The organism is Verrucosispora sioxanthis, assembly GCF_010560025.1.
In the GTDB taxonomy this organism is placed as follows: domain Bacteria; phylum Actinomycetota; class Actinomycetes; order Mycobacteriales; family Micromonosporaceae; genus Micromonospora; species Micromonospora palythoicola.
Genome location: NZ_SAIY01000010.1, coordinates 217987 through 244981 on the forward strand (window position 1 = coordinate 217987; position 26995 = coordinate 244981).

A 26995-nucleotide genomic window follows, 5' to 3' on the forward strand; every position below is an offset into this window, starting at 1 on the left:
GCCCAGCGTGCTCTGGGCGGGGACCGCCGGGCTCAGACGCTCGACGAGAAGGTCGAGCTGAACTCGCTGTCCTGCGGCCGGCCGGCGTTGCTGAAGCAGGAGACCGGCAGCACCGCGTCGCTGCCGAACTGCGCCCATCGGGACTGGATGGTGCAGTACGAGGGGTCGTCACCGATCGCGGTCACCTGCGCCGTGGTGCTCTTCTCGTGCAGGGCCGGGAACTTGACCGTGTAGGTGCCGAGACCCGTGGGACCGAAGCCGTTCGCGCCCACACCGAGCGGGTGGGAGTAGTTCGTCGGACCGACGAAGGGCGTCGCGAGGTACCCGAAGTACTTCGGTGGGCCGAACGACGCGTAGACCGAGCGCTCCCGATGGAACGAGGCGGTGAAGTCGCTGTTGATCAATGCACCGGTGGCCGGATCATGGCAGGCGACGTAGACCAGCACGTCCGGGCCGGTCGCGCCCCAGCGAAGGATCTTGCAGCGGCGTGGTTGGGCGTTCGGCTGCTGGGCGGTCACCTGCACGTTCCCGGAGAGCGTGCCGGCCGTGCCGACCGCCAGGAAGCGCAGCGCGTAGATGCCCACGCCGACGTTGGCGACGGTGACGGGTGCGCCGGCCGAGTTGTACGACTGTGCGAGGACGTTAGACAACACCTGCGCCGAGGCGTACGCCCCGACGCCGGCCGGCAGGACGCCGGAACTCACCGTCCACAACACCGTGAACGGGGTGTCGGTCGGGGTTCCGCCGGGTCGGAAGCACTGCACGTCGACGATCTCGTCGGCGCCCGAACTGCCCCACCGCACGAGCTGGCAGAACCGGCCGTCCCTGGCCACGGCGGTGACATGGGCGTTGCCACGGGCGCCCAGTCCGATGTTCGGAAACCGCACCAGGAAACGGCCGGGGGCGACCTTGCCGCCGGTGGCCACCGGGCCCGCAGCCCAACTGCCGAACTGGTACGCCGCGGGCAGCGGTGTCCAGACCGGCACGGTGGGATCGGCGACGTACGCGAATCCGAAGCGGTCGGCGGTGGCGGCGGCGGCCGGTGCGCCGGGGACCGCCAGCGTCGCGGCCAGCACCATGGCCAGGGCGGCGCAGAGGTGACGGAGTCGGAGAGACATGGGCCACTCCAATCGGTGGTAGTCGATGCTTTTTCCACTGTTCCGGGTATCGGTCAAGGTCACAGTCGGCTTGCCTACAACCGACGGGACGGGTGCCCGGCACCGGTCCGACCGGGTGGCCGGCGACGCCGCCCGCAGCGTCGAGAATTGGGTGGCCCACCCGCGCGTCCGGCGCGAGGATCTCGGTGTGCCGCTGCACCAGGGTGAGATTCCGGTCGACGAGGATGTCGTCAGTGCGTTGGTGACGCAGCAATGTCCACAGTGGGCGCATCTGCCGCTGTCCCTGGCGGGCGCGGGCACCGACAACACGATGTACCGCCTCGGCGCCGACCTGCTCGTACGGCTGCCGCGCACCGCCGAGAAGGCGCCGTCGCTGCGCAAGGAACAGCGCTGGCTGCCCCGGCTGGCCCCCCGGCTCGGCTTCCGGATCCCGGAACCGCTGCACACCGGCGTTCCCACCAGCGCCTTCCCGCTTCCCTGGTCGGTCTACCGGTGGATCGACGGCGAGGAGGCGGGGCCGCAGACCGTCTCGGACTGGGCGGCCTTCGGCACCGACCTGGCGGGGGTGGTGCGGGAGCTGCACGGCGTCGACCTCATGGGGGCGACCGGTACGGGCGACCTGAGCTGGTACCGGGGCGGACACCTGCGGCCCTGTGCCGACTGGATCGGCCGAGCCCTCGCCGACTGCCGGACCATCGTCGGCGCGCAGATCGACGTCGACACCCTGGAACGGATGTGGCAGGCGGGGCTCGCCCGGCCCGAACCGTCCGGACCGCAGGTGTGGCTGCACGGCGATCTCAGGCCCACGAACCTCCTGGTCCGACACGGCAGACTGCACGCGGTCATCGACTTCGGTGGCCTGTCGGTCGGCCTGCCCGACGCCGAGTACGCCCCGGTGTGGGATCTGCCGCCCGAGGCCCGCCACGCCTACCGCGACGCCGTCGACGTGGACGACTCCACCTGGCTACGCGCCCGCGCCTGGGCGATCGCCGTGGCCGCCAGCGGCATCGCGTACTACCAGCACAGCTACCCGGCGTTCGTGGCCGAATGCCGGGCCCGCCTCCGTGCGATCCTCGCCGAATAGCACCCGTCGTGGGGGTGGACAGCCGCACATACGGTGTGATCGATGCCGCGTTGGTCGAGAACGTCCCGGATCCTGCCCGCCGTCCTGGTGGGGCTGGTGGTCGCGACCCTCCTCGTCGGCGATCGGGGCAGGGGCGGCGCGCCGCGCCTGCGGCTGGACGTGACGCCGGCCGTGGCGCTCGTCGACCAGCCGCTGCGGGTACGGGTGAGTGGGCTGGCCGCGAGGGAACGTGCCGAGATCGTCGCCGAGGCCCGGGATCACGCGGGGCGGCGGTGGCGCGCGGCGGCGACGTTCGTGGCCGACGCCGACGGTGTGGTGGACGTGTCGCGGGACGCACCGGTGCACGGCTCCTACTCGGGTGTCGACCCGATGGGTCTGTTCTGGTCGATGGATCCGCTGGACGGCGACGCCTCCTACTTCGCACCGGTCTGGCCGCACGTACGGCGTGACTTCCCGGTTCGGCTGTCGGCCTCGGGTGGCGGGCGGGCGCCCGCCACCGTCACCGTGCGACGGGACTGGACGGCGGGTCGGGTCTCCTTCACCGAGCTGACCCGGGCGGCCGACGGGGTTCACGGGTTGCTCGTCCTGCCGCCGCCGGACGTGCCGCGACGGCGCGGGGTGTTGTGGTTCGGTGGCTCGGAGGGCGGCGTCGGCGGGCTGTACGACGCGCCGCTGCTCGCCTCCCGCGGGCACCCGGTGCTGTGCCTGGGCTACTTCGGCGCGCCGGGGCTGCCGGACAGCCTGCACGACATCCCGCTGGAGTACTTCGTCACCGCCGCCGAACGTCTCGCCTCGCACTCCGGTGGCGAGGTGGCGGTGATGAGCTACTCGCGCGGCACCGAGGCCGCGTTGCTGCTGGCGCAACAGCGCCCTGACCTGGTAGGCGCCGTCGTCGCCTACGCCCCGAGCAGCATCGTCCACCTCGGCTACCCGTACACCGGAGCGCCCGCCTGGACCTACCGTGGCCGGCCGGTACCGAGCGGCCCGATACCCGTCGACCGGATCGACGGACCGGTACTGGCCATCGCCGGGGCGGACGACCTGCTCTGGGACGCGCCGACCTACGCCGCCGAGCTGGTGCTGGCCCTCGGTGGTCCACCCCACCGGGTGCTGCTCTACCCGGAGGCCGGTCACGGCGTGGGCACCTTCCCGTACCTGCCGTCGAAGACGGTGCACCAGGGCCGCACCGGCGAGCAGATCCACGGCGGCTCCCGGGCCGGTGACGCCGCCGCCCGCCGCGACGGGTGGTCCGAGGTGCTCAGCTTCCTCGCCACCCGCTGACGGCGCCACCGGCCGACGGCACGGCCTACGGGGTGCCGGTGCCGCGGCCGCGGTCGTCGAGGACCAGCGGGGCGCGACCCCGCACCGCGTACCGGACGTGGGTGACGTGCGGGCTGGCGAGTACCCGTTCGGGGGTCAGCTCGATCGCCTCGAAGTCGTCGAGAGCCAGGTCGTCGAAGAGTCGGAGCCCGGCACCGAGGACGACCGGCACCACGTGCAACTCCAGTTCGTCGAGCAGACCCGCCCGCAGCACCTGCCGGACCAGGCTGCCCCCGCCGGCCACCGCGACGTTCCGGTCACCGGCTGCGGCCCGGGCCTGGGCCACCGCACTGGCCAGCCCGTCGGTGACGTAGGTGAAGCTGGTGCCACCCTGGCGGTGCAACGTCGGGCGGGGCCGGTGGGTCACCACGAAGACCGGAGCGCGGAACGGTGGTTCGTCGCCCCACGGCACCTCGCCGCCGTCGGCCATCCGGCGACCCATCACGTACGCGCCGGCCGCGGCAAACGACTCGGCGATGATCTCGGAGTCGGCGTCGTGCCGGCCGCCGGCGAAACCCTGCCGTTCGCGCCACGCCATCGCCTCGGTGGCCCACCGGGTCACCCGGAAGAAGCCGTGGCTCTCCGCCGACCGCAGCCAGTCGCCAACGCCGTCGTGCTGCGGGCCGGCGTAGCAGCCGTCCAGCGACACCGACAGTTGGGCGGTCACCTTCGTCATGTGCTGTTCCTCCCGGGTGCGACGGCACCCACCGTGGGTGCCGATCCACCTGTGGATCGGAGCGGTACGGCACGCTTCTACCGACCCCGAAGGTGACCTGGTTCACATGGTGGACGGTCCGGGTCACTCGCGGTGGCGGCTCGGCGCAGCAGGTACCGCCGCTCGGGGTCGCTGCCGGCGTGCTGCGCCGCTGCCCGCCACTGCGCGGCCGCGGCGGGCCGGTCGTCGGCGAGTTCCAGCAGGTGGGCGCGGACGGCGTGCAGTCGGTGGTGCCCGGCCAACGGCCCCGACTCCACCTCGCAGAGCAGGGCCAGCCCGGCGACGGGCCCGTGCACCATGCCCACCGCCACCGCCCGGTTCAGCGTGACCACCGGGTTGGGTGCGAGGTGCTCCAGCACCTCGTACAGCGCGAGCACCTGGGGCCAGTCGGTGGCCTCGGCGCTCGGCGCCTCGGCGTGCACCGCCGCGATGGCGGCCTGGACCCGGTACGGCCCCGGTGGCGTGACGGCCAGACTCCGTTCGACAAGTGCGCAACCCTCGGCGATCGCCACCTGGTCCCACACCTGGCGGTCCTGCTCCGCCAGCGGCACCAGATCGCCGTTCCGGTCGACCCTGGCCGCCGCACGGGCCTCGGTGAGCAGCATCAACGCCAGCAGGCCGGTCGTCTCGGCGTCGTCGGGCAGTTGCTCGTGCAGCCGGCGCGTCAACCGCAGCGCCTGCCCGGTCAGGTCGGCGCGGCGCAGTTGAGGGCCGCTGCTTGCGCTGTATCCCTCGTTGAACATCAGGTACAGCACCTGGCGTACGACGGCCAGCCGGGCCTGGCGTTCCGCCGTCGGTGGCGGTGCGAACCGGGCACCCGCCTCCCGCAGGCGCAGTTTCGCCCGCGAGATCCGTTGCCCCATCGTCCGCTCCGACACCAGGAAGGCGGCGGCGACCTCGGCGGTGGTGAGCCCACCCACCGCACGCAGGGTCAGTGCCAGCTGCGCGGGCGCGGGCAGCACCGGATGACAGCAGAGCAGGAACAGCTCCAGCAGGTCGTCCCGGGGTGGCACGGCGTCGGGCGGTGGGGCGACAAGCGTGTCGCGGGGGGTGAGGTCCAGCGCCGTACGCTCGCGGCGGGTGCGGGCGACCTCGGTGCGCACCAGGTCGACGTAGCGGCGGGCGGCGACCGTGTGCAGCCAGCCCGACGGTTGCTCGGGGACGCCGTCGAGCGGCCACCTCTCCACGGCGTCGACGAGCGCCTCCTGCACGGCGTCCTCGGCCCGACCGAAGTCGCCGTACCGACGCACGAGGGTGGCCAGCACCTGCGGCGCGAGCCGGCGCAGCAGGTCGACGGTGGCCTCGTCGAGGCTCAGTGGTCCGGCCCGGTCATCAGCGGCCAGATCTCCAGGCCGCCGCTGGCGGTGCCGAACCGCAGACCCGGATAGCCACGGGCGATCTCCACTGCCCGCTGCTCGTCTTCGACGTCCACCACGAGGTACGACCCGACGTACTCCTTGGCTTCCAGGTACGGCCCGTCGGTGACCACCGGAGTGTCGGCGACGATCCGCACCGACCGGGGACGTGTCTCCAACCCCTGCACGTCGACCAGCTCGCCGGAGGCACGCAGTGCCCCGGTGAAGGCGTCCACCTCACCGATCAACGTGGCCAGGTCGCCGTCCGGCAGGCTGCCCCAGATCTCCTCGTTGCCGTAGATCAACATCAGGTACTTCATGTCTCGCCTCCATAAGAGTCGATATGTCCGGAAACGGACAGGACGGCGCGGCCTGCCCCGACGCATTGTTGTAGCAGGTAGCGAGGCTGCGGATGGCGGGCCACATCCGATCCTCCGGCCGGGTCGGGGCCGTGACGTCCCGCCGGCCGCCAGCACGGAAACGCCGGGGCGCGCCGCCGCGCCGCCCGGCTCCGGCCCGCCGTCGCCGACCAGCCGCACCGAGGGTGTTGCACCACTGGTCGCGACGACCAAGCCAGGAAGGAGCTGCCATGGCCGCTCCCACCGCCAACGCCTCGATGAACCCCACCACCTACTCACCGGGCGAGCAGATGCTGCTGACGGTCAACTACGGCGACGCGGACCACCAGCGGCTCACCGTGACGGTCACGGTGGCCGACGCGCAGGGCAACCGCAGCGCCCCAGTCTCGGTGACCGCCGTGATCGACCCGCTCACCGTCACCGTCGCCGACGACTCGGGGCGTACCTGGTCCCGGGTCTCCGACGACGGCGCGGTGGCCGTCTTCCGGGCGGTGGCGTGATGCCACGGGTGACCGTCACCGTGCGCGACTCCGCCAGTCGGACCGCCACCGCCAGCGTCGCCTACACCGTGCTGCCGCCGGTGCTGGGCGGCTACTACCTCTCCGGTGGTGCGGATCCGACGGCCGACATCACCCGCGGCAACTTCCGGTCGCTGACCCAGTACCGCAGCTTCGCCGACGCCTACATCTTTCCCGGCTACGAGCGACCCTGGCTGATCACTCTGGGGCGGGCCGGGGTGCAGATCAACATGGTGCTCGAACTGAAGCACTACGGCGCGCCCGACACCGGGCCGCAGACCTTCACCGTGGACGGGGTGCGGTACACCGTGCCCGCTCCGGCGATGACCATCCAGCAGCGGCCCGGCGCGGTCTGGCCGAAGGCGTACGGCTACGGCCAGGTCATCGCCGGGCAGTGCGACGGGTTGTTCGCCCGGGCGCTGTCGCAGTACCGGACGATGGGCTTCGGGGTGAACATCCAGCTCGCCTCCGAGCTGGACACCGATCACGAGTTCGGCACCACGGAGGCCGGCAAGGCGTACACCTGGGCCGAGTCGGACGCCCGGGCGGTGCAGGCGGTGACGTACATCGTCAACTGGTTCCAGGCCAAGGGGCTGCCGCAGGGCAGCACCTTCTCGGTCGGGGTCGGCGGCTTCAACCGGGACTGCTTCCGGCGCACCCACCCGGAGGCGTTGATGACCCGGCTGGACTACCTCCAGTGGAACGTCTACGCCACACATGCCAGCCACACCGCGCTGGAACGGTTCCGGCGCACCAAGGACTGGGCGGTGGCCGATCTGGGTCCGGTCGCGTTGTCCCGTCCGGTGCTCATCGCCGAGTGGGGCGTACGGGTCATCGAGATTCCCGACCAGGCGGCCTGGATCGCCACCGTGCCGCCGGCCATCGCCCAGCTCAACGCCGAGCGCGGCCCGCTGATCGCCCGGACGAACTACTTCAACTCCGGCTGGGGCACCCTCAGCCCGAAGTCGACCGGGCTGGCCGCGCTGCGGGCCGCGTACGCCCGGCCGCCGTACGGCTGAGTTCCGGTACGCCGGCCCGGTCCGGCGTGACTGCCGGACCGGGTCGGCGTACGCGGCGGGCCGACCCCCGTCAGGTCCGACCCGGGTCACCGGCTCACCGCGACGGCGGCTGGCCGAGCAGGTCCGTGACGGCCGCCAGCAGTTGCGCGCTGAGCTGCCGGCTGGAGCTGTAGGCGTGGCGGGCGCTGCGGCACGGCTCGTGCCGGATCCAGAACTCGGCAGTCTCGCCGGTGGCGTCGGCCACGGTCAGCGTGTCGAAGACACTGGGCTCCTGGTAGTCCGGCCAGTCGCCGCAGTCGCTGCCCTTCGCCGACCTGTCGAACGCCTGGTTGAGTACGGCCCGTACCTCGTCCGCCCCGGCGCGCCGCCGCTGCTGCCCGACCAGCTCGCCGGTGTCGCCGCGCACCTCGTACCGGCAGGCGGTGACCTCGATCAGCCGGGTCGGCAGGATCGGGTACGTGGCGCTGTTGTTCAGCCTGATCCGATCCAGCGGGTAGTCCTCGGAGTTCTTCCGCATCCGCTCGATGGGAAAGGTGTCCACGCAGGCCGGGGTGGTGACGGTGGCCGGGTCGGTGGTCGTGGCCAGTTGCGCCCGGTACCTGTCGAGGAACGCCCTGAGCACCCCGAAGTCCGCTCCCCGGCCGTGGGTGGCGGTGACCGCGACTCCGCAGTTGGCGTCCGTCCAGACCGTGACCGGGTCCCGGTCCGGGTAGCGCAGCACCAGGACGGTCTCCTCGTAGCGCGCCATCAGGGCACACGCGAAGTCGCCGTCCGGTCGAGGTCGACCTCGACCGTCCTGCTGGGTCGGTGGCTGGGCGTTGAGCAGCCGGACGATCTCGTCGACGCCGGTGGTGAGGGTCCGGGGGCCGATCCGGTCCGCCGGGCGGAGTCCGCCACCGACCGGAACCTGGCAGCTGGTGATCTCCACCGCGCCGGTCGGCACCAGCGGCTCGTCGTCGCCGTAGCGTACGGACGCCAGGTCCGGACGCCCGACGAGGTCGGTCGGGCAGTTGGCGTCACCGCGCGGGCCGGGGGTGACGAGTGGGATGACGTCGTCGCGTCCGGGACCGGCCACAAGCGCCGGCAGGCCCACGCCCAGGCCGACGGTCAGCGCGACCGCCGCCGCCGCGCCGCCGGCCATCCGGCGGCGGTGCCGGCGTACCCGGACGCCGACCTCGGCCACCCGGTCCGGCGGTGCGGCCAGCGGTGGTACGGCCCCGGCGAGCAGTCCTCGGATGTCTTCGTCGTCGCGGGTCACGGTACGACCTCCCGGTTGGTGAACAGGCTCAGGTCCGGATCGGTACGCAGGCTGCGCAGGGCACGCGACGACTGCACCTTCACCGTGTTCGGCGAACAGCCCAGCACCTGGGCGGTCCGTTCCACGGAGGGTCCTCGACGTAGCGCAGCACCACGATCGCCCGCTGCTGGCGGCTGAGCCGGGCCAGCGCCCGGCGGACCGCGTCCCGGTCGGCGGACTCGCGGGCCAGGTCACTGGGTCCGGTGTCCTCCGGTGGCGTGGCGGCCGGGAACTCGGCCCGCCACCGGCGCCGCCACCAGGAGACGTAGGTGGTGAACAGGGCCCGCCGCAGGTACGCCTCGGGGTGCCCGGCCGCGACCACGGTCGACCAGCGTCGCCACGCCCCGGCCAGCACGGTCTGGAGCAGGTCCTCGGCGCGGCCGGCGTCTCCGGTGAGCAGCCAGGCGGAGCGCAGCAGCGCGGCGGACCGGGCCGTCACGAAGTCGGCGAAGCCCTCCGGTGGTGCCGGGTACCTGTCGGTCATGCGTACCTCCCGACAGGTAGACGCGTCGGTCGGGCCGGAAGGTTAACGCCGTCACCCGTCCCTTGACAGCGACGCCGTTCAGGTTGCATGGTTAATTACATGAGTAATGAACCAGCCAACCAGTGTGGCGACTGGGGATGGTGGAGGACGTGATGGAGGACGGCCGGCCGATCTTCCTCCAGATCGCGGAGCTGCTGGAGAACTCGATCCTGGACGGGACGCTCGCCGAGGAGAGCCAGGTGCCCTCGACCAACGAGCTGGCCGCCTTCCACCGGATCAACCCCGCGACCGCCGCCAAGGGGGTCAACAAGCTGGTCGACGACGGAACTCTCTACAAGAAGCGAGGAATCGGCATGTTCGTCTCTCCCGGCGCCCGGGCGAAGCTCCGCGGCCGGCGCCGCGACGAGTTCGCCCGACAGTACGTCCGGCCGCTGCTGACCGAGGCGCGCAAGCTCGGCATCGAACCGGCCGAACTCAAGAGCATGATCGACACTTGGGAGGAGGGCCGATGAGCGCGGTCGTCACCGTCACCGAGCTGACCAAGCGGTACCGGGGAGTCACCGCGCTGGACGGGGTCAGCTTCTCCCTTGCCGAGCATCGGATCCACGGCCTGCTGGGACGCAACGGGGCCGGCAAGACCACCCTGATGCAGATCCTCACCGCGCAGAACTTCGCCACCAGCGGCGAGGTCAGCGTCTTCGGGCAGCACCCGTACGAGAACGAACAGGTGCTCTCCCGGATCTCCTTTATCAAGGAGAGCCAGACCTACCCGTCGCACCTGCGGGTCACGCACGTCCTGCGGGCGGCCCGCCTGGTGTATCCAGGCTGGGACGAGGAACTCGCCCAGCGGCTGGTCGACGTGTTCCAGTTGCCGCGCGGGCGCAACGTCCGCAAGCTCTCCCGAGGCATGCTCTCCGCGCTCGGCATCGTCGTCGGGCTCGCCTCACGCGCCCCACTCACCTTCTTCGACGAGCCCTACCTGGGCCTGGACGCCGTGGCCCGGCAACTCTTCTACGACCACCTGCTGGCCGACTACGCCGAACATCCCCGCACCATCGTGCTGTCGACCCATCTCATCGACGAGGTCAGCGACCTGATCGAGCACGTCCTGCTGATCGACCAGGGCCGGCTCCTGCTCGACGTCGAGGCGGAGGCCCTGCGCGGCCAGGTGGTCACCGTCTCCGGCCCGGTCGCGGCGGTGGACGAGTTCACCCGTACCGGCACCGAACTGCACCGGGCCTCGCTCGGCGGCACGGCCCGGGCCACCGTACGCGGCGACTTCGGCCCGGCCGCGCACGACCGCGCCCGGTCGCTGGGTCTCGACCTCGAAGCGTCCTCGCTCCAGGACATCGTCGTACGCCTGACCACCTCGCACAACGGACACGCGGCCGGTAGCACCGCCGCGGCCGACAAGGAGGCCGTCCGATGAACCGCGCCCTGACCGTGGCCCGTCTACAGTTCGTCGGCTGGCGCAGTGTGGTCGGCTGGCCCTGGGGGATCCTCGCGCTCAGTTTCTCCATCAACCTGGCGCTGTTCAGCGCGATGAACGAGAACGACGACTTCGAGCCGACCACCGGTGGGCTGATGAGCATCTACGTCGTGATGTTCGTCGCCAGCATCAACGCGATCACCCAGGAGTTCCCGTTCGCGCTCGGGCTCGGCGTCTCCCGCCGCAGCTTCTACCTCGGCAACGTGATCCACTTCGCCGGGCAGGCGATCAGCTACGCGGCGGTGCTCTACCTGCTCGCAGTGATCGAAGAAGCCACCGACGGGTGGGGCGTCAACCTGCGCTTCTTCGGCGTGCCCTTCCCGCTGGTCGAGCATCCGGTGCTGCGGTTCCTCGCCTTCGCGATCCCGTTCCTGCTGCTCGGCTTCATCGGCATCGCGATCGCGCTGGTCTTCAAGCGCTGGGGCGTCAACGGCCTGCTGATGCTGAGCACCGTCGCGTTGGCCGCAATCGGCGGGCTCGTCGTGCTCGCCACCTGGCGGGGCTGGTGGTCGGCGATCGGCGGCTGGTTCGCCGACCAGCCCGGGTGGGCCCTGCTGGTCGGCTGGCCGGCGCTGCTCACCCTGCTCCTCGCCGGTCTCAGCTACCTGACCATCCGACGCGCGACCCCCTGACCGTCGACCGGCCGGCGTCCGAGGCGGGGCGGACGTCGGCCGTCGACGCGCCATGGCACGAGGTAAGCGGCACACCTGCCGCTTACCTATGCTCGAACCATGGAACTGCGGATCTTCACCGAACCTCAGCAGGGTGCCAGCTACGACGACCTGCTCGCCGTGGCCCGTCGTGCCGAGGAGACCGGCTTCGGCGCCTTCTTCCGCTCGGACCACTACCTGAAGATGGGATCGGTGAGCGGCGAGCCCGGACCCACCGACGCCTGGACGACGCTGGCCGGGCTGGCCCGGGACACCCGGTCCATCCGGCTCGGCACGCTGATGAGCGCCGCGACGTTCCGGCTGCCCGGCCCGCTCGCGATCACCGTCGCGCAGGTTGACCAGATGAGCGGCGGGCGGGTCGAGCTGGGCATCGGCACCGGCTGGTACGACGCCGAGCACCAGGCGTACGGGATCCCGTTCCCGCCGCTGGGGGAGCGGTTCGACCGGCTGGACGAGCAGCTCGCAATGATCACCGGTCTGTGGCGCACCCCGTCGGGCGAGACGTTCGACTTCACCGGCCGCCACTACCAGGTGGTCGACTCGCCCGCGCTGCCCAAGCCGGTGCAGCGCCCGCACCCGCCGATCCTGCTCGGTGGCAAGGGCGCGAAGCGTACGCCGCAGCTCGCCGCCCGCTACGCCGACGAGTTCAATCTGCCGTTCGTCTCGATCGACGAGACGGTGGCCCAGTTCGCGCGGGTCCGCGCCGCCTGCGCCGACATCGGCCGCGACCCGGCCGAGCTGACCTGGTCCAACGCGTTGGTGCTCTGCTGCGGCAAGGACGACGCCGAGGTGGCGCGACGGGCCGCCGCGATCGGCCGGGAACCGGACGAGTTGCGCGCCAACGGCCTCGCCGGCACGCCCGCCGAGGTCGTCGACACCATCGGCCGGTACGCGGAGATCGGCAGCCAGCGCCTCTACCTCCAGGTCCTCGACCTGACCGACCTGGACCACCTGGACCTGGTCGCCACCGAGGTGATGCGGCAGCTCTGACCGGGCCGACGCGGGCGACTCCGTGGGACGCGGCCGACTCCGTGCGTGCGGGGCGGCTCGGAGCGTGCGGGCGGCTCGGAGCGGGCGGGGCGGCTCGGGCGGGCGGGGCGGCTCCGATTGCGGCAAGCCGGGGTGTCAGCCGCCTTGGAGACACCGGCATGCCGCAACCGGAGTCGATCTCGTCCAGATGCCGCCCGCCCGGGCGAGCCGGGGCGAGCCTGCGGCCGGGCCCGCCGGGCACCGGGACGGCGGCGGGTCAGACCCGGTGCTCCTCGCGCAGCACGGTGTCGAGCTGGCCGTCCCGGTCGCGGTCGAGGTAGGTGACGTCCGGGAGCCCGTCGCCGTCGAGGTCGAACTGCACCTGGTCGGCCACGCCGTCGCCGTCGAAATCGGTGACCACCTGGACCGAACCGTCCATGTGCCGGGTCACGATCGACCGGGCGCCGGCGTCGACCCGGGGCGGTGGTCCGGGGGCGGGCGGCGGCTCCGGCACCGGCTCCGGGGTGGGGCTGGGCTGTGGGTCCGGCTGGCTCGCCCACGGCCCGGCAGCGGACCAGGTGACCGCGGAGCCGTCGACGGTGCCGGCGGGACCGGTGGCCGGCTCCACGCCGTTGCCGGCCGGGTCGATCTCCTCCTCGGAGGGGTACACGTCGCCACGAGGGGCGGGATCACGGTAGCTGCTCATCGGCGTAGGGTTCCCCGACGGAGCCGGCGGTAACCGCCGGCGGGCAGAGGGGGTCGGAAGTGTCGACGCACCGCAACTGGGCCGGCAACGTCGAGTACGCAGCCCGTGCGTTCCATCGGCCGTCGTCCGTGGACGAGCTGCGGGAACTGGTCGCCGGCAGCGATCGGCTGCGGGCGGTGGGCAGCGGACACTCCTTCAACCGGCTCGGCGACACCACCGGAGACCTGGTCACGTTGGCCGGACTGCCGGCGAACCCGCAACTGGACGAGCAGCGGCGGGTGGTGCACGTACCGGCCGCGCTGCGCTACGGCGACCTGGCCACCTGGCTGTACGAGCGGGGTTACGCGCTGGCCAACCTCGCCTCGCTGCCGCACATCTCGGTGGCCGGCGCGGTCGCCACCGGCACCCACGGCTCCGGCGAAACCGTCGGCAACCTGGCCACCGCAGTCGCCGGGCTGGAACTGGTCACCGGCGCCGGTGAGCTGCGCACCGTGGACCGTACCGACCCCGAGTTCGCCGGCATGGTGGTCTCCCTCGGCGCGCTGGGCATCGTCACCCGGCTCACCCTGGACGTGGTGCCCACCTTCGAGATACGCCAGTACGTCCGCCTCGACCTGCCCCGCGAGGCGCTGGACGAGGCGCTCGCCTCGGCGTACAGCGTCAGTGTCTTCACCGACTGGCGCTCCACGCGCGGCACCCAGGTCTGGTGCAAGCAGCTCGCGGACCAGCCGGAGCCCCCGGCGGACTGGCTCGGCACCACGGCGGCCGACCGGCCCTGGCATCCGGTGCCCGGCATGCCGGTGGTCAACTGCACCCAGCAGCTCGGCGTGCCCGGTCCCTGGCACGAGCGGCTGCCGCACTTCCGGCTCGGCTTCACGCCGAGCAACGGCGACGAGTTGCAGTCCGAGTACCACCTGCCCCGCGCGCTGGCCGGCGAGGCGCTCGCCGCGCTGGACCAGGTGGCGCACCTGATCGCCCCGGTCGCGCAGACCAGCGAGCTGCGCACCGTCGCCGCCGACGAGCTGTGGCTCAGCCCGCAGTACGACCGCGACAGCCTGGCGGTGCACTTCACCTGGATCGCCGACGCCGCGGCGGTACTACCGGTCCTCGCCGAGGTCGAGCGGGCGCTGGCCCCGTTCGCGCCCCGGCCGCACTGGGGCAAGGTCTTCACCATGCCGACCGGGAAGATCGCCGCGACCTATCCCCGCTGGGCCGACTTCGCCGCGCTGGTGGCCCGCCTCGACCCCGAGGGCACGTTCCGCACCGAGGAACTCGACCACCTGTTCCCCCGCTGACCACGACCCGTCGTACCGGCGCGGCGCGGCCCGGTGGACGTGCCCGGACATCGAACTAGGGTGTGCCCAGGAGCGCTGAGGCCGTCGGCATGCACATGCCCGCCGTCGTGACGCTGGCGGTGGCTGACGTCGCGCTCGTGACTGAGTCAGCGCAGTCGGCGGTCAGCGGCCGGTGGTGAGCTGGTCGCGCATGCTGCTGCGCTGCACGGCGCGGCTGATGTCGCTGGGGGAGACGATGCCGACCAGGCGGCCGTCGGTGACCACCAGCGCCCGGCCGTCGGCGCACTCGCTGAGCCGGGGCAGCAGGTCGGTCAGCGGCTCGTCGGGGGAGGCGAGCACCAGGTCGTCGGCGCGGCAGGCCACCGCCGCCAGGGTGGTGCTGCCTCGCTCGCCGGACGGCACGCCGCGGACCCGGTCGAGGGTGACCAGCCCGACGGGCCGGCCGTCCTCGATCAGCGGCAGCGCCGTGTGCCGGTACGCGAAGAGGTAGTTGTCCACGAAGTCGGCCACCGTCAGCTCGCCCGACGCGGTCTGCGGCTGCGGGGTCATCACGTCGGCGACCCGGACGCCGCGCAGCGCGTCACCCACCCTGGCCTGCCGCTCCTCCATGGTGGCCGCGCCGATCAGAAACCAGCCGATCAACGCCAGCCACAACCCGCCGACACCGGTGCCGGTGAGGAACCGCCACAGCCCGAACCCGATGAGTGCCAGGCCGAGGATCCAGCCGGCCCGGGCCGCCACCACCGTGGCGCGGGTCCGGTCGCCGGTGGCCTTCCAGACGGCCGCTCGCAGCAGCCGCCCGCCGTCCAGCGGTGCCGCCGGCAGGATGTTGAACACGGCCAGCAGCAGGTTGATGCCGCCGAGCCAGGCCATCACGCCCAGCAGCAACCCCTGCACCCCGGCCAGCGCGAGCAGCGTCGCGATGGCACCGAAGAAGACGCCGATGATCAGACTGACCAGCGGGCCGATCCCGGAGATGCGCAGCTCGGCACCGGGGGAGCGGGCCTCGCCGCGCAGCTCGGCGACCCCGCCGAACAGCCACAGGGTGATCCCCTGCACGCCCAGGCCGTTGCGCTTGGCCACCACCGCATGGGACACCTCGTGGGCGAGCAGGCCGAGGAAGAAGACCACCGCGGCGGTCAACCCGGCCAGCAGGTACGCGACCACGGACCGATCCGGGTACGACTCGGGGAACAGATTCGCCGACAGCCCCCACCAGATCAGCGCGAAGATGACCAGGACACTCCAGTTGACCCCCACCGGTACGCCCACGATCCGGCCGAGCCGGAAACTCGCCCTCATGTGTCGGTCATACCCCGGCAGCCCGTGCCCATGCCAGGGCCGAACGTCACGCTTAGGCTGCCCTGATCGGTTTCCTGTGCCGGGCGAACATCCGCGCCAGTTCCGTACGGCCGCGCTGCACGACGTCAACAAGCGCGGTCAGGTCGGAACTCTCCGGTACGGGAATGTCGGTGAAGAGATCACGCACGCCAAACGGCTTGCTCAGCCAGCGTTGCAACGCCCGCCGGTCATCGGTCGCAGCTAGCCGGTCCGCCATGGCCCACACGTCTTTCACGTACGGCGTTTCGTCGATTCCGAGCGCGGTGAGCAGACCGGAGTGTCGTACCAGGCAGGGGTAGCAGCATCCGCAGTGTGGATCCGGCCGATCTCTGGGTGGGCGACCACAGCTGACAGTGGCGTTGGTGAGCGTCGCGCCATCCAGCCCTGCTCGCAACGCCCGTTGACATACCTCACCCTTGGTGAGGTGCAGGTATGGGTTGATGAGGCTTGTCGTACCTCCGACCGCCCGGATCAGTTCGTTGAGAAGGCTCAGCGTGCCGGGATGCACCGAGCGGGTCGAGCAGGCAGCGGCCCGAGCGGGGGTCAGCGCCGGGTTCATGGCCAGTTGACCATTCTCCGGTACGGCGATGTTCGGGATATCGTGTACCGCCGCCAGATAGACGGCGGTCGCCATGTACAACAGCCCTCGCGTGCGTGCCGACTTCTCCAGTTCGACATGAGGGGCGCGTACCTGTTGTGACGCCTTGAACTGCTGGATGCGCCGTGATGCTGCCCTCCGGACGGCCGCCATTACGACGTCCTGGTGACTTCCCCAGTGCGGTTCGTAGTACGAGACGAGCAGAAGGCCGCCCGCAGCCGCCGTGGAACGCTCGACCGCGTATGCCGTGGAATCCAGGCCGCCGGAGAACAGCGCGACCTCCTGCACCTGCGGGGCCGAAAGCATTCGGCCCTGATGCGGCCACCGAACGGCCCCGGCACGAACGCCGATGGTCCAGCGGTCCGAGGACAAAGCCTCCAACAGCCGGGACAAGAGCACGAGCGTCCGTTCAGTCCACCGATCCGGCTCCACGACCTCCACCGAGAGCTCGATGTGTCGGGTCCAGCCGTCGTCGGAGAGTGCCCGCGACGACAGCTTGTCCGCCAGGTAGACAGCCCGCGCGATCTGGACCAGGTCCTGAGCCCAGCCTGGTCGGTCGCCGGGAACCTCGGCGAGCTGCTGAAGTCGACGATCAGCAGATAACAGCAGTTGTGGGTCAAGACCCGTCGGTCGACCTGGACCTGAGAGCCGCGTCCTGCTCGGGTACTGGTAAGCGAACCTGGCGGGGCTCATGCTGCCAGCTCCATACCTGAGTCGCCCAGGCCCAGCGCCTCCGCGACGGTTTCCGCGAGCAGGTCCCGGGCGGTATCGACGAGGCGTGGCTGTTCGGGCTGGCGTGCGCTCGCCACCGCACAGGGATCAGGCAGGATCTTGACGATCTGGTCGGCGACGAAGCCGGCCACCGTGTCGGTGGGGTCGAGCGCCAGCACCGGCAGTGCGAGTTTGACGTTCTCGGCGATCAGGATGTGCACGAATTGGCCGACCAGATCCCCGAAGAAGGACCGGTAGAGGGCACAGAACAGCTCACCGTTGATGCCTCCTGGTCGCAGCGGGTCGGCGAGCGGGCCGTCGTCATCCACCAGCCGCTCGGCCACGCGGCGCGCGGCGCGGCGGGTGGCTGCGTCGACAACCAGTCGGCCGTCGCCGCCGACCTCGGCGACGAATCGGCGAACGAACTCGTCGGCCGGAGTGAGGCAGGGGTGATCCGCGATGCCCCGGAGCAGGGCTGGGTCCGACTGGCGCAGGTCGTCCAACACGGCGACGAGACGCTCTCCGCTCGCCTTTGCGGAACCCTGGATGCCGAATCGCTCCGGGTCCTCGCGGAGCGCATCGCGCAGCGCGTCTCGGAACTTCTCCGCCGTTCGCTCGGCCTTCCGGCGGTCGTCCTCGACGAGTGACTCGGGTTGGCTCTGCGGGTGCGGGGTCCAGCGGCTGAGGCTGCGCTTCGCACTGGCCCAGCCACCACCCGTCGGGCCGGGTAGTCGAGTCGATGTGCCCAATGCGACCTCCCGGAGGGGGCGGGAAAGCGCGTAGGTGCGAGTCTATGAAGCAGAAAGTGTTCGTTCAAGTGCGGAAAGTGTTGTCGCTCTGAAGCTGACGTGGGTTGTGCGCTGCGCGGACGTGTGACCGGTAAGGTGCGAAGGCTGAGCCGGGTGGTTGCCGGACGGGGTGGAGGAGTCGGCGCATGCGTGAGGATTCGCCGCGCTGGGAGCAGATCAACGCCAGCTCCCACGTCCACGAGCAGGACGGTCTACGCGAGTTGGCCAGCTATCTGCCGGATGCCGACCCGTACCACGTGTGGGCGAACGTCGAGTTCGTCGGCACCGATGGCTCCATCAATGAGATCGACGCACTCGTGCTCACCGCCAGCGGGCTCTATGTGCTCGAACTCAAGCACTGGCATGGCGAGATCCGTGGCGACGGTACGCAGTGGGTGCGGCGGGTGGGAAACCACCGCCTCACTCCGGAGGACAACCCGTACATCCTGGCCAACCGCAAGGCCAAGCGGCTGGCCAGCCTGATCCGCTACTACGCCCGGCAGCAGGGCCGCGAGGCCGAGGCGCCGTACGTCGGCGCGGCAGTGTTTCTACACGCCCGGAACATGAACGCCGAGGGCTGGACACCATCGGCAGGCAGCACGTCTACGGCCTCGAAGGGCACGACAGCGGACTGCCCGGCCTCAAACAGCTCCTGCTCGCGTCGCCGCGCAACCCGACGCATCGGGTCGACGGGTCCCGGGGTCGGCAGATCGTCGAACTGGTCCGGGGCGCCAAGATCCGCCCGTCGGTGGCGGACCGGAAGGTCGGGCAGCTGCTGCTGCATCCGAAGCCGTTCGCCGAGGGCCTCGGTTGGCAGGACTTTCTCGGCGGGCATGTGATGGACACCTTGTTGGTGCGGCGGGTGCGTTTCTACCTCACCAGCCGGGCGGCGGAGCACGAGGTGCCGGCGATCCGCAAGGCGGCCGAGCGGGAGTTCCGCCTGCTCCAGGGCATCCACCATCCCGGCGTGGCCCGAGCACACGACCTGGTCGAGCATGCCTGGGGACCGGCGGTCGTCTTCGAGCACAAGCAGGACTGGGTGCGTTTCGATCAGTGGCTGCTGCGGCGCGGGGATTCGTTGACCCTCGCCCAGCGGCTGCAACTGGTGCAGGATCTCGCCGAGATCATCGACTACGCGCACTCACGCCGGTTGGCGCACCGGGCGCTCTCGCCCCGGGCGATCTATGTGGCCGATCCGGACGGGCCCCGACCGGCCCTGGTGGTGACCGACTGGCAGACGGGTGGCCGGCTGACGGGCAGCACCGAGTTGACCCGGCTGGGACCGTCCAGCGACCCGGCCAGCCTGGGGCTGTTCTTCGACGACGAGGTCCGTTGCTACCAGGCACCGGAGGCGGAGAACGCCGCCAAGCTGCCCGGGCACCAGCTCGACGTGTTTTCGGTAGGTGCGACGGCCTACCGGATTCTCGCCGGTACGGCCCCAGCGGCGAGCCCGGAGGAACTGGTCGCCGCGGTTCGGGACAGCGGCCTGCACCTGGACGCCGTCGTCGACGGCATGCCGCACACCCTCGTCACACTCGTGTACGACGCGACGCGCGGCGACCCTGCGCAGCGGCTCTCCAGCGTCTCGGCTATCCGCGACGGGTTGGAGAAGGTGTGGGAGGAGTTGACCGCTCCCGAGCCAGAGCCAGTGACGGATCCACTTTCGGCGCACCGTGGCGACATCCTGGACGGTGACCTGGAGGTCAAGGATCGGCTGGGCTCCGGTGCAACCGCCCTCGCCCTGCTGGTGCGCCGCCCGGAGGACTCGGACGACCTGGTGCTGAAGGTGGCCCGCGACGAGCAGCACGAGGAACGGCTGGCCGCGGAAGCGCGTACCCTCGCGGGTTTGAAACATCCCCAGGTAGCGGCGCTGGTCGACGGGCCGGTCCGGGTCGGCGGGCGGACCGCCCTGCTGCTGGAGAGCGCCGGCCGGCAGACCCTCGCCGAGGAACTGCGCGGTGGCCGGCTCGCGCTGGACCTGCTGGAGCGGTACGGGCGGGACCTGCTCGACATCGTCAACTACCTCGACAGCCAGGGTGTCTGGCACCGCGACCTGAAGCCGGCGAACCTGGCCGCCCGACCCCGCCCCAAGGACAAGCAGCCGCACCTGTGCGTCTTCGACTTCTCGCTGGCCGACACATCCGCCGACCGGATCACTGCGGGAACCGTCGGCTACCTGGATCCGTTCCTCGGGCCGCCGCGCCGGCTGCGCTACGACGCGGCGGCGGAACGTTTCGCCGCGGCCGTGGTGCTCTACGAGATGGCGACGGGCACCCTGCCGCGCTGGGGCGACAACGCCAACCCGGTGGCGATCCGTGATGAGGTGACCCTGGAAGCCTCGGCGTTCGACCCGGCCGTCGCCGACCGGTTGGTGGAGTTCTTCCGGCGGGCGCTGGCCCGCGATGCGGCAGCTCGCTTCGACACCGTCGACGAGATGACCGACGCCTGGCGGGCCATCTTCCAGCGGATCCCGAAGGCGGCACCGGGCGGTCCGGCTGTACCGGGGCTGACCCGGGAGTCGCCGCTGGCCGCCGCCGAGTTGACCGACCGGGCCCGGTCGGCGCTGGAACGGCTCGGCCTGGTCACCGTCGGGGATCTGCTCGACGCGGAGCCGTCGGTACTGACCCGGGCCAAGGGGGTGCCTGACGCGACCCGCAAGGAGATCCTCGCCAAGGCCCGAGCGCTGCGCACGGTCGTGCCGGGCGGCACCGCGCCCACGGTCACGGATGACCGGCCGCTGGCCCAGGGGGTGGAGGCGCTCTGCGCCACCCTGCTACCCGGTCCCAAGTCGCGCAACCACCGCGCGCTGGCCGTGCTGCTGGGGCAGGCTCCGACCGACGAGGGAACGTTCCTGTGCTGGCCGGCACAGACCGAGGTGGCCCGGATCATCGGGCGTAGCCAACCGCAGATCTCCAAGCTGCTCGCCGCGCAGGCGAAGGTATGGCTGGACGAGCCGGCGTTGGACGCGGTCCGCAATGAGATCGTCGCCCTGCTCGACGTTCGGGGTGGCGTGATGTCCGCTGCGGAACTGGCCGAGGCGCTGATGGCCGCCCGCGGGTCCTACACCTCCGGCCCGAAGCGGCTGCCGCAGGCGATCGGGCTGGTCCGGGCGGCCGTCGAGGCCGAGCTGAGCACGGGTGGCAACGCTCGGGTGGCGATCCAGCGCCAGCGCCCGACCGGGCTCGTCCTGGTGGGCCGGGAGCCCGACGATCCAGCGTCCGACGTCACCGCGGCCGACTTCCTTGAGTACGTGGTGACGCTGGGCGGGCGGGCGGTCGACCTGACTGCCGCTGACCGGCTGTCGACTCAGCGCCAAGCCGACGGTGAGCCGCTGCCGACCCGGCAACGGGCCGTCGAGGAACTACGCCGGCTACCCGTACCGCCGGGCATGCCGCCCGCGGCCGACCTGCGGTTGCTGCAACTGGCGGCGATCGGCAGCAACGACCGGGTGGACGTCAACGCGCAGGGCCAGCTCTACCCGGTGGGCATGCCGGCGGAACGGGCGCTACGGCTGTCGACGGGCACCCTCATCGGCCAGCGGCTCAGCGAACGGCAGCTCCGTGACCGGGTGCAGAGCCGCTTCCCCCGCGCCGAGCAACTCCCTGGACGCCCGGCGCTCACCAGCCTGCTGGCCACGGCTGAGGTGCCACTGACCTGGCATCCGCAGGATCGGGTCTACGGCCCGGTGAGTGTGCCGGCATCGGTCACCGGCACCCGCACCGCCACCAGCCATGCCCCGTTGCTCAGGCTCACCGCCGTGGACGAGGTGGGCGACCGGCTCGCTGCGGCGCTGCAACGGCACGCTTTCCTGGCGGTGCTGGCACCCTGGCGTCGGCTCGGCCCGGCCCGCCGGGCCCTGTTGACCGGGCTGCCGTTGACCGAGGTGGACGTCACGGCGATCCTGCTGGAACGGCTGCGTTCGCTGGGCTTCCCGTGGGAGGCGATCGTGGCGGCCGACAACGGTTCAGCACAGGACGCGGACTTCCGCAGCCTTGTCGATCTGGTTCGGCACCAGGTGATGCCGGCGGTGCGCACCGCGATCACCGCCGCCAACGGTCCCGTGCTGATCACTGAAGCGGCTCCGCTGGCCCGGTACGGGCAGTTGGAACTGTTCCAGGAGTTGGCCGATCCGACCCGGTCCCGGCCGGCGGCCCGACTGCTGCTGCTGCCGACCCGGCGCGCCGAGTCGGCGGCGCTGGACGGTGTGCAACTTCCGCTGACCTCTCCGGCAAGCCAGACGCTCTACCTCGCGGAGGACTGGATCGAGGCGACAGATGCCTCCCGTACCCGGGTCAGTTGATCAGTCCGCCGTGCCGGACGGGTGGTGCCGATCAGCCGAGTCGCCATGTCGACAGCCGGCGGGTCGGGTGCCGACACGGATGTCGGCGATAGTTCGAGGGTGGCGATCTCGACCGATGACAGCGACGACCCGTACCTCTGGCTCGAAGACCTGGATGGCCCGCAGGCGGCGACGTGGGTCCGGGAGCGCAATGCCGAGACCGTCGCGGCGCTGACCGCCGGCCCGCAGTTCGCCGCCCGTCAGGCCGAGATCCGGCAGGTGCTCGACGCGGACGACCGCATTCCGTACCCGGCGTGGCGCGGCGACGGCTTCTACTACGACCTGTGGCGGGACGCCGCCCATCCACGCGGGCTGTGGCGGCGTACGACGCTCGACCAGTACCGCCGCCCTGAGCCGGAGTGGGATGTCCTGCTCGACCTGGACGCGCTGGCCGAACGGGAGGGCGAGAACTGGGTCTGGGGTGGTGTGGCGACCCTGCCGCCGCAGCACCGACGCTGCCTGGTCAGGCTGTCCCGGGGCGGCGCGGACGCGGTGGTGGTACGCGAGTACGACCTGGTTGATCGGACCTTCGTCGACGGCGGGTTCACGGTCGCCGAGGCGAAGACCGATGTCTGCTGGATCGACGCCGACCACATATGGATCGGCACCGACCTCGGCCCGGGTTCGCTCACCGACTCCGGGTATCCACGGGTGGTGCGCCGGTGGCGGCGCGGCACGCCGCTGACCGAGGCCGACATCGTCTACGAGGCGTCCACCACCGACATCGGGGCGTACGGCTGGCGTGACCTGACGCCCGGGTTCGAGCGTGACTTCGTCACGCGCACCGTGGATTTCTACCGGTCGGAGAGCTATCTGCTGACCGGGGCGGGGGAGCGGATCCGGATCCCGGTGCCCAAGGACGCCGACTGGGACGTACACCGGGAGTGGTTGCTGGTCCGACCGCGTACGCCGTGGCAGGTGGGCGACCGGACCCACCCGGCGGGTGGGCTGCTGGCGATCCGGTTCACCGGCTTTCTCGCGGGTGACCGGGATTTCGACGTGCTTTTCGAGCCGGACGATCGGACCTCGCTCAGTGGGTACACCTGGACCCGCAACCATTTGATCCTGACCACCCTCACCGATGTCCGCAGCCGATTGGAACTGCTCACCCCCGATGAGGGCGGCTGGCGGCGTGAACCGCTGCCCGGGGTGCCGGTGGACCAGGAAAGTTGCGTCGTGGAGACGGATCCGGACCGGGACGACGCTTACCTGATCGCCTCGGAGGGCTTCCTCCAGCCGGCCACGCTGCGGCTCGGACGGGTCGGCGGCGGCGTCGAGACGCTCAAGCGGGCACCGGCGTTCTTCGACCCCGACGGCCTGGCTGTTCGCCAGTTCTTCGCCACCTCCGCCGACGGCACCCGGGTGCCGTACTTCGTGGTCGGAGATCCGGCCGCGCCCGCCGGGCCGACGCTGCTGCACGGGTATGGCGGCTTCGAGGTGTCGCTGACCCCCGGCTACGACGGGATCGTCGGCCGGGGGTGGCTGGCCCACGGCGGCACCTACGTGGTCGCGAACATCCGGGGCGGCGGGGAGTACGGCCCGCGGTGGCACCGGGCCGCACTGCGAGCCGACCGAATCCGCGCCTTCGAGGACTTCGCGGCCGTGGCGACCGACCTGGTGAGCAGGGGCATCACCACGCCGGCCATGCTGGGCATCGAGGGCGGCAGCAACGGTGGCCTGCTGATGGGGGTGATGCTGACCCGCCATCCGGCGCTCGTCGGCGCCGTCGTCGCGAACGTCCCGCTGCTGGACATGCGTCGCTACCACCGGCTGCTGGCCGGCGCCTCCTGGATGGCCGAGTACGGCGACCCGGACGTCGCGGAGGACTGGGCCTTCCTGCGGGACTACTCGCCGTACCACAACGTGCGCAGTCCCGAGCGGTACCCGCCGGTCCTGTTCGTCACCTCGACCCGCGACGACCGGGTCCATCCCGGACACGCCCGGAAGATGACCGCCCGGCTGCGCGAGCACGGCCACGACGTGTCGTACTACGAGAACGTGGAGGGCGGGCACGGCGCGGCGGCCAACAACGAGCAGCGCGCCTTCATCGAGGCGCTGTCACTGGAGTTCCTGTGGCGGCGGCTGGCCCCGTCACCCGACGGATTACCGCGCCAACCGCTCCGACCGCACGAACAGACCTCGGTCCCGGGCGGTCGAGCGCGAGGCTGAAAGCTGGGCCAGCACAGTCGAGAGCCCTGGCAAACGCGTCGCGTACAGGTCGGCGGGAGCGGGACGGCACGCTAGCGGGCGTGGGCTCAGGCGGTGGGTGGTGGGTCGGGCAGTTCGTCGATGACGACCACCGGCGTGCCCGGACGCAGCTTCTCCAGTAGCAGGCGCTGGCCGCTGGCGGTCAGTCGGATGCAACCGTTGGTGGTCTGCTGACCCAGCTCGCCGTCGTGGTACCAGGTGTGGATGCCGATGTGTGCGCCGCGCAGTCCGGCCGGCACCGAGTCCAGATCGTCGGGGATCGAGCCGAGGGCGTAGATGTCCACCCCGCCGTAGACCGACTCCGGCGGTGGGGTGCGGCCCAGCACGAAGGTCCGGCCGAGCGGGGTTTCCTGGCCGCGCTGGCCGAGACTGACCTGCCAGGAGCGCTGCGCGGTGCCGTCGCGGTACCAGGTGAGTCGGAACGGGGTTCGTTCCACCACGATCTGGTCGCGCAGCGCGACGGTACGGAAGCCGCCGGGTGGTAGCCAAGCCAGTTTGCGGTTGGCCGAGGGCAGCAGCACCGCTGTCCAGCCGGACTCGCGGCGGGCGATCGGCACGGTCAGTTCCACCTCGCTGATCGTCGGCATCAGAAACGCCAGCGGCCGCCCGCCGGGCGCGTCGTACGCCGCGATCCTGCGGGTCGGGTGCAGGCCCTGGGTCAGCGGTGCGGCGTCGAGGGCGTCCGGGTCGTCGGGAAAACCTGCGGGAGCGGGGTCGTAGTCGATCTCCGGCAGCCCGTCCGGTGCGGGCACGGCGGGCAGCACCCGCTCGGCGTCCGCGGACGGCGGCACCTCCGCGGTCGGCAGCACCGCCCCGGCGGTTGGCCCGGCGACCGGCGTCGTCTCGGGGGCCGGAGTCAGCGCCCACCCGGTGTACGCGGCCCCACCCATCAGCACCGCCACGCCGACCCCGACAGCGACCCCACGCCGCCCCCGCGACCCCATAACCCCCAAAAACCCCACCCGCCCACCATACCCCCAAAACCCCCAAACCCCCCCAAAACCCTCCCAGCACCCCCGCCTCCCGCCCCCGCCCGCCGCGTTGATCAAGAAGTTTGCGTCGGGATGCCGGCGCGAGGCGACCGAAACTTCTTGATCAACAGCGGTGGTCGGGCGGGGTGGGGGTGGGGGTGGGGGGGTGGGGGGTGTTAGGGGAGGCGGGCGTTGAGGTGGAGGGCTATGGCGTCGTGGGCGGGGATGTTGGCGGCGAACCAGCCGTTGGCGTCGACGGTGATCACCGGGCCGGAGCAGGTGCCGTTGGTGAAGGTGCCGTGGATGACGTCGCAGTAGCGGCCGGCGGGCAGCCCCGTGTAGTAGGAGCGGCCGTTGATCGCGGAGCCCTCGTCGTTGATGGTGATGTAGCCGCGGCCGGTGCGGCTGAAGGCGATGTGGTTGTTGCCGTTGTCGTACCAGTTGCTGACCCCGGTGCCCTCGGTGGCGTTGCGGAAGCCGACCATGTTCGCGATCACCGGCCAGCGGTGCTCGCACTCCCACCCGGAGTAGCAGACCGTGTTGAGCGTCTTGTTGCCGCCGTCCGAGGGCGGGCCGGCGTCGCGGCTGCTGAAGGTGTAGCTCGACATCACCGTCGGGGAGCCGTACGGCCAGGCCAGCATGAACGCGTTCGCGAGGGCGTAGATCCCCCGGTCGCGGTAGGTGAGCACACCGCCGTCGTCGCGTTGGGTGTCGTGGTTGTCCACGAAGACCGAGGAGACGCCGGTGGGCAGGTGTCCCCAGCCCTCGCCGAAGTTGCGCAGGTACGCCAGCCGCTCGGAGCGGAACACCCGGGCCAGGTCCTTGCCGTAGCGGAACTCGTGCACGTCACCGTTGCCGGTGTACTCGTTCGGCGTGATCGGCTCGCCCGCGCCGTAGATGACCTCCTGCACGATGTACGCCGACCGGCTGAGCCGGCTGCGGATGTTGGCGATGTCGGCCGCCGGCATGTGCTTGCTGGCGTCCAGCCGGAAGCCGTCCACCCCGAGCGACAGCAGGTCGTTGAGGTACGCGGCCAGCCGGGAGCGGACGTAGTCGGACTCCGTCTTCAGGTCGGAGAGGTTGACCAGCTCGCAGTTCTGCACCTCGTAGCGGTCGTTGTAGTTGACGATGTCGTTGTTGCCGTTGCGCCCGCAGTAGTGGAAGTCCTGCGACTGGTAGATGCCGGGGTAGACGTGGTGCTGGTAGGACGAGCCGGCCCACCCGGTGCCGCCGCCCGTCTGGCCGGACATGTGGTTGATGACCGCGTCGACGATCACCTTCACGCCGGCCGCGTGGCAGGCGTCGACCATGGACTTGAACTGTGCGCGGGTGCCCTTGCGGGATTCGATCCGGTAGCTGACCGGCTGGTAGGCCACCCACCACTGGTTGCCGCGTACGTGCTCCTGCGGTGGTGAGACCTGGACGTAGCCGTAGCCCTTCGGGCCGAGGGTGCTGCCGCACTCGCTGGCGACGGAGGGCCAGTTCCACTCGAAGAGGTTGGCGATGACCTTCTTGCCGCCGCTCGGGGCGGCGACGGCCGGGGGTGCGGTCACCATGCCGGGGGCGAGGAGACCGGCGATCAGGGCGAGGGCGACGATCGCCGGGCGGAGTCGACGTCGATGCATCGGGTGCTCCAGGGG

General features: G+C 71.3%; 25 protein-coding genes and 1 pseudogene. 13 read left to right on the forward strand and 13 right to left on the reverse strand.

Features of this window, described 5'->3' with window-relative positions:
• Positions 1-32 precede the first annotated feature (32 nt).
• Positions 33-1118 carry a hypothetical protein gene (locus tag ENC19_RS25125; protein WP_235945088.1) on the reverse strand — a complete coding sequence of 362 codons (1086 nt, stop codon included), beginning with the start codon at positions 1116-1118 and terminating at the stop codon, positions 33-35.
• A 187-nt stretch (positions 1119-1305) separates the two neighbouring features.
• Here ENC19_RS25125 and ENC19_RS25130 point away from each other — a divergent pair, with 187 nt between their 5' ends.
• Complete coding sequence (locus ENC19_RS25130) at positions 1306-2202, forward strand: aminoglycoside phosphotransferase family protein (protein WP_164449561.1); 897 nt, start codon at positions 1306-1308, stop codon at positions 2200-2202.
• Between the two features lie 42 nt (positions 2203-2244).
• Positions 2245-3483: an acyl-CoA thioesterase/bile acid-CoA:amino acid N-acyltransferase family protein gene (locus ENC19_RS25135; protein WP_164449521.1), complete on the forward strand. Its 1239-nt coding sequence runs from the start codon at positions 2245-2247 to the stop codon at positions 3481-3483.
• 25 nt (positions 3484-3508) lie between these two features.
• Here the strand turns inward: ENC19_RS25135 and ENC19_RS25140 are convergent, their stop codons facing one another.
• From ENC19_RS25140 to ENC19_RS25150, 3 genes are all read right to left on the reverse strand, one after another.
• A complete protein-coding gene (locus ENC19_RS25140) occupies positions 3509-4198 on the reverse strand; it encodes a dihydrofolate reductase family protein (RefSeq protein WP_164449522.1) in 690 nt (229 codons plus the stop codon).
• A gap of 77 nt (positions 4199-4275) precedes the next feature.
• Positions 4276-5553, reverse strand: coding sequence for an RNA polymerase sigma factor (locus ENC19_RS25145; RefSeq protein WP_164449562.1), 1278 nt, complete (start codon positions 5551-5553; stop codon positions 4276-4278).
• Positions 5550-5912 (reverse strand): YciI family protein, encoded by a 363-nt coding sequence (locus ENC19_RS25150; RefSeq protein WP_164449523.1) that lies wholly within the window; start codon positions 5910-5912, stop codon positions 5550-5552. The genes ENC19_RS25145 and ENC19_RS25150 overlap by 4 nt, the downstream gene beginning before the upstream one ends.
• Positions 5913-6181: 269 nt before the next feature.
• Between ENC19_RS25150 and ENC19_RS25155 the strand changes: the two genes are divergently transcribed.
• Positions 6182-6451 carry a hypothetical protein gene (locus ENC19_RS25155; protein WP_164449524.1) on the forward strand — a complete coding sequence of 90 codons (270 nt, stop codon included), beginning with the start codon at positions 6182-6184 and terminating at the stop codon, positions 6449-6451.
• On the forward strand, positions 6451-7488 hold the full coding sequence (locus tag ENC19_RS25160) for a hypothetical protein (protein WP_164449525.1): 1038 nt from the start codon (positions 6451-6453) through the stop codon (positions 7486-7488). The genes ENC19_RS25155 and ENC19_RS25160 overlap by 1 nt, the downstream gene beginning before the upstream one ends.
• A 94-nt stretch (positions 7489-7582) precedes the next feature.
• Here ENC19_RS25160 and ENC19_RS25165 read toward each other — a convergent pair whose 3' ends face one another.
• The 3 genes from ENC19_RS25165 to ENC19_RS25170 are packed head-to-tail and all read right to left on the reverse strand — an operon-like array spanning position 7583 to position 9269.
• Positions 7583-8746, reverse strand: coding sequence for a hypothetical protein (locus ENC19_RS25165; RefSeq protein WP_164449526.1), 1164 nt, complete (start codon positions 8744-8746; stop codon positions 7583-7585).
• A complete protein-coding gene (locus tag ENC19_RS31120; protein WP_268968090.1) occupies positions 8743-8871 on the reverse strand; it encodes a hypothetical protein in 129 nt (42 codons plus the stop codon). Before ENC19_RS31120 ends, ENC19_RS25165 begins: the two co-directional genes overlap by 4 nt.
• On the reverse strand, positions 8826-9269 hold the full coding sequence (locus ENC19_RS25170; protein ID WP_235945089.1) for a sigma factor: 444 nt from the start codon (positions 9267-9269) through the stop codon (positions 8826-8828). Before ENC19_RS25170 ends, ENC19_RS31120 begins: the two co-directional genes overlap by 46 nt.
• Positions 9270-9406: 137 nt before the next feature.
• Between ENC19_RS25170 and ENC19_RS25175 the strand changes: the two genes are divergently transcribed.
• The 4 genes from ENC19_RS25175 (at position 9407) to ENC19_RS25190 (ending at position 12419) form a co-directional block, all read left to right on the forward strand.
• Entirely contained in the window at positions 9407-9781 is a 375-nt protein-coding gene (locus ENC19_RS25175; RefSeq protein WP_235945090.1) for a GntR family transcriptional regulator, read from the forward strand.
• On the forward strand, positions 9778-10698 hold the full coding sequence (locus ENC19_RS25180; RefSeq protein WP_164449527.1) for an ABC transporter ATP-binding protein: 921 nt from the start codon (positions 9778-9780) through the stop codon (positions 10696-10698). Before ENC19_RS25175 ends, ENC19_RS25180 begins: the two co-directional genes overlap by 4 nt.
• Positions 10695-11390, forward strand: coding sequence for a hypothetical protein (locus ENC19_RS25185; protein ID WP_164449528.1), 696 nt, complete (start codon positions 10695-10697; stop codon positions 11388-11390). Before ENC19_RS25180 ends, ENC19_RS25185 begins: the two co-directional genes overlap by 4 nt.
• A 99-nt stretch (positions 11391-11489) precedes the next feature.
• Positions 11490-12419, forward strand: a complete 930-nt coding sequence (locus tag ENC19_RS25190; RefSeq protein ID WP_164449529.1) for an LLM class F420-dependent oxidoreductase — start codon at positions 11490-11492, stop codon at positions 12417-12419.
• 256 nt (positions 12420-12675) lie between these two features.
• Here the strand turns inward: ENC19_RS25190 and ENC19_RS25195 are convergent, their stop codons facing one another.
• Complete coding sequence (locus tag ENC19_RS25195; protein WP_164449530.1) at positions 12676-13104, reverse strand: hypothetical protein; 429 nt, start codon at positions 13102-13104, stop codon at positions 12676-12678.
• A gap of 59 nt (positions 13105-13163) precedes the next feature.
• Between ENC19_RS25195 and ENC19_RS25200 the strand changes: the two genes are divergently transcribed.
• Positions 13164-14399: a D-arabinono-1,4-lactone oxidase gene (locus tag ENC19_RS25200; protein ID WP_164449531.1), complete on the forward strand. Its 1236-nt coding sequence runs from the start codon at positions 13164-13166 to the stop codon at positions 14397-14399.
• A gap of 162 nt (positions 14400-14561) precedes the next feature.
• Here ENC19_RS25200 and ENC19_RS25205 read toward each other — a convergent pair whose 3' ends face one another.
• The 3 genes from ENC19_RS25205 to ENC19_RS25215 form a co-directional block, all read right to left on the reverse strand.
• Positions 14562-15701 (reverse strand): site-2 protease family protein, encoded by a 1140-nt coding sequence (locus ENC19_RS25205; RefSeq protein WP_164449532.1) that lies wholly within the window; start codon positions 15699-15701, stop codon positions 14562-14564.
• Between the two features lie 52 nt (positions 15702-15753).
• Positions 15754-16779, reverse strand: coding sequence for a hypothetical protein (locus tag ENC19_RS25210; protein WP_164449533.1), 1026 nt, complete (start codon positions 16777-16779; stop codon positions 15754-15756).
• 248 nt (positions 16780-17027) lie between these two features.
• Positions 17028-17270, reverse strand: coding sequence for a hypothetical protein (locus tag ENC19_RS25215; protein ID WP_164449534.1), 243 nt, complete (start codon positions 17268-17270; stop codon positions 17028-17030).
• A 3-nt stretch (positions 17271-17273) separates the two neighbouring features.
• Between ENC19_RS25215 and ENC19_RS25220 the strand changes: the two genes are divergently transcribed.
• From ENC19_RS25220 to ENC19_RS25230, 4 genes and pseudogenes are all read left to right on the forward strand, one after another.
• On the forward strand, positions 17274-17696 hold the full coding sequence (locus tag ENC19_RS25220; protein ID WP_164449535.1) for a hypothetical protein: 423 nt from the start codon (positions 17274-17276) through the stop codon (positions 17694-17696).
• 287 nt (positions 17697-17983) lie between these two features.
• Positions 17984-18286, forward strand: a pseudogene (locus ENC19_RS30635) (nuclease-related domain-containing protein); the annotation flags it as partial.
• Positions 18229-22137 carry a BREX system serine/threonine kinase PglW gene (gene pglW / locus ENC19_RS25225; RefSeq protein WP_309246333.1) on the forward strand — a complete coding sequence of 1303 codons (3909 nt, stop codon included), beginning with the start codon at positions 18229-18231 and terminating at the stop codon, positions 22135-22137. The pseudogene ENC19_RS30635 and the gene pglW, both read left to right, overlap by 58 nt.
• Positions 22138-22236: 99 nt before the next feature.
• Positions 22237-24345: a prolyl oligopeptidase family serine peptidase gene (locus ENC19_RS25230; protein WP_309246334.1), complete on the forward strand. Its 2109-nt coding sequence runs from the start codon at positions 22237-22239 to the stop codon at positions 24343-24345.
• 86 nt (positions 24346-24431) lie between these two features.
• Here the strand turns inward: ENC19_RS25230 and ENC19_RS25235 are convergent, their stop codons facing one another.
• Positions 24432-25274 carry a L,D-transpeptidase family protein gene (locus ENC19_RS25235; RefSeq protein ID WP_235945091.1) on the reverse strand — a complete coding sequence of 281 codons (843 nt, stop codon included), beginning with the start codon at positions 25272-25274 and terminating at the stop codon, positions 24432-24434.
• 257 nt (positions 25275-25531) lie between these two features.
• On the reverse strand, positions 25532-26980 hold the full coding sequence (locus tag ENC19_RS25240; RefSeq protein WP_164449536.1) for an alpha-amylase: 1449 nt from the start codon (positions 26978-26980) through the stop codon (positions 25532-25534).
• Between the last annotated feature and the right edge of the window lie 15 nt (positions 26981-26995).

What these genes read in the sequence shown, in the direction of transcription:
- ENC19_RS25125 (WP_235945088.1), bottom strand. Translation starts at nt 1,118, where the DNA reads ATGTCTCTCCGACTCCGTCACCTCTGCGCCGCCCTGGCCATGGTGCTG.
- ENC19_RS25235 (WP_235945091.1), bottom strand. Translation starts at nt 25,274, where the DNA reads ATGGGTGGGGCCGCGTACACCGGGTGGGCGCTGACTCCGGCCCCCGAG.
- ENC19_RS25195 (WP_164449530.1), bottom strand. Translation starts at nt 13,104, where the DNA reads ATGAGCAGCTACCGTGATCCCGCCCCTCGTGGCGACGTGTACCCCTCC.
- ENC19_RS25185 (WP_164449528.1), top strand. Translation starts at nt 10,695, where the DNA reads ATGAACCGCGCCCTGACCGTGGCCCGTCTACAGTTCGTCGGCTGGCGC.
- ENC19_RS25170 (WP_235945089.1), bottom strand. Translation starts at nt 9,269, where the DNA reads ATGACCGACAGGTACCCGGCACCACCGGAGGGCTTCGCCGACTTCGTG.
- ENC19_RS25190 (WP_164449529.1), top strand. Translation starts at nt 11,490, where the DNA reads ATGGAACTGCGGATCTTCACCGAACCTCAGCAGGGTGCCAGCTACGAC.
- ENC19_RS25180 (WP_164449527.1), top strand. Translation starts at nt 9,778, where the DNA reads ATGAGCGCGGTCGTCACCGTCACCGAGCTGACCAAGCGGTACCGGGGA.
- ENC19_RS25150 (WP_164449523.1), bottom strand. Translation starts at nt 5,912, where the DNA reads ATGAAGTACCTGATGTTGATCTACGGCAACGAGGAGATCTGGGGCAGC.
- ENC19_RS25240 (WP_164449536.1), bottom strand. Translation starts at nt 26,980, where the DNA reads ATGCATCGACGTCGACTCCGCCCGGCGATCGTCGCCCTCGCCCTGATC.
- ENC19_RS25135 (WP_164449521.1), top strand. Translation starts at nt 2,245, where the DNA reads ATGCCGCGTTGGTCGAGAACGTCCCGGATCCTGCCCGCCGTCCTGGTG.
- ENC19_RS25160 (WP_164449525.1), top strand. Translation starts at nt 6,451, where the DNA reads ATGCCACGGGTGACCGTCACCGTGCGCGACTCCGCCAGTCGGACCGCC.
- ENC19_RS25205 (WP_164449532.1), bottom strand. Translation starts at nt 15,701, where the DNA reads ATGAGGGCGAGTTTCCGGCTCGGCCGGATCGTGGGCGTACCGGTGGGG.
- ENC19_RS25140 (WP_164449522.1), bottom strand. Translation starts at nt 4,198, where the DNA reads ATGACGAAGGTGACCGCCCAACTGTCGGTGTCGCTGGACGGCTGCTAC.
- ENC19_RS25155 (WP_164449524.1), top strand. Translation starts at nt 6,182, where the DNA reads ATGGCCGCTCCCACCGCCAACGCCTCGATGAACCCCACCACCTACTCA.
- ENC19_RS25175 (WP_235945090.1), top strand. Translation starts at nt 9,407, where the DNA reads ATGGTGGAGGACGTGATGGAGGACGGCCGGCCGATCTTCCTCCAGATC.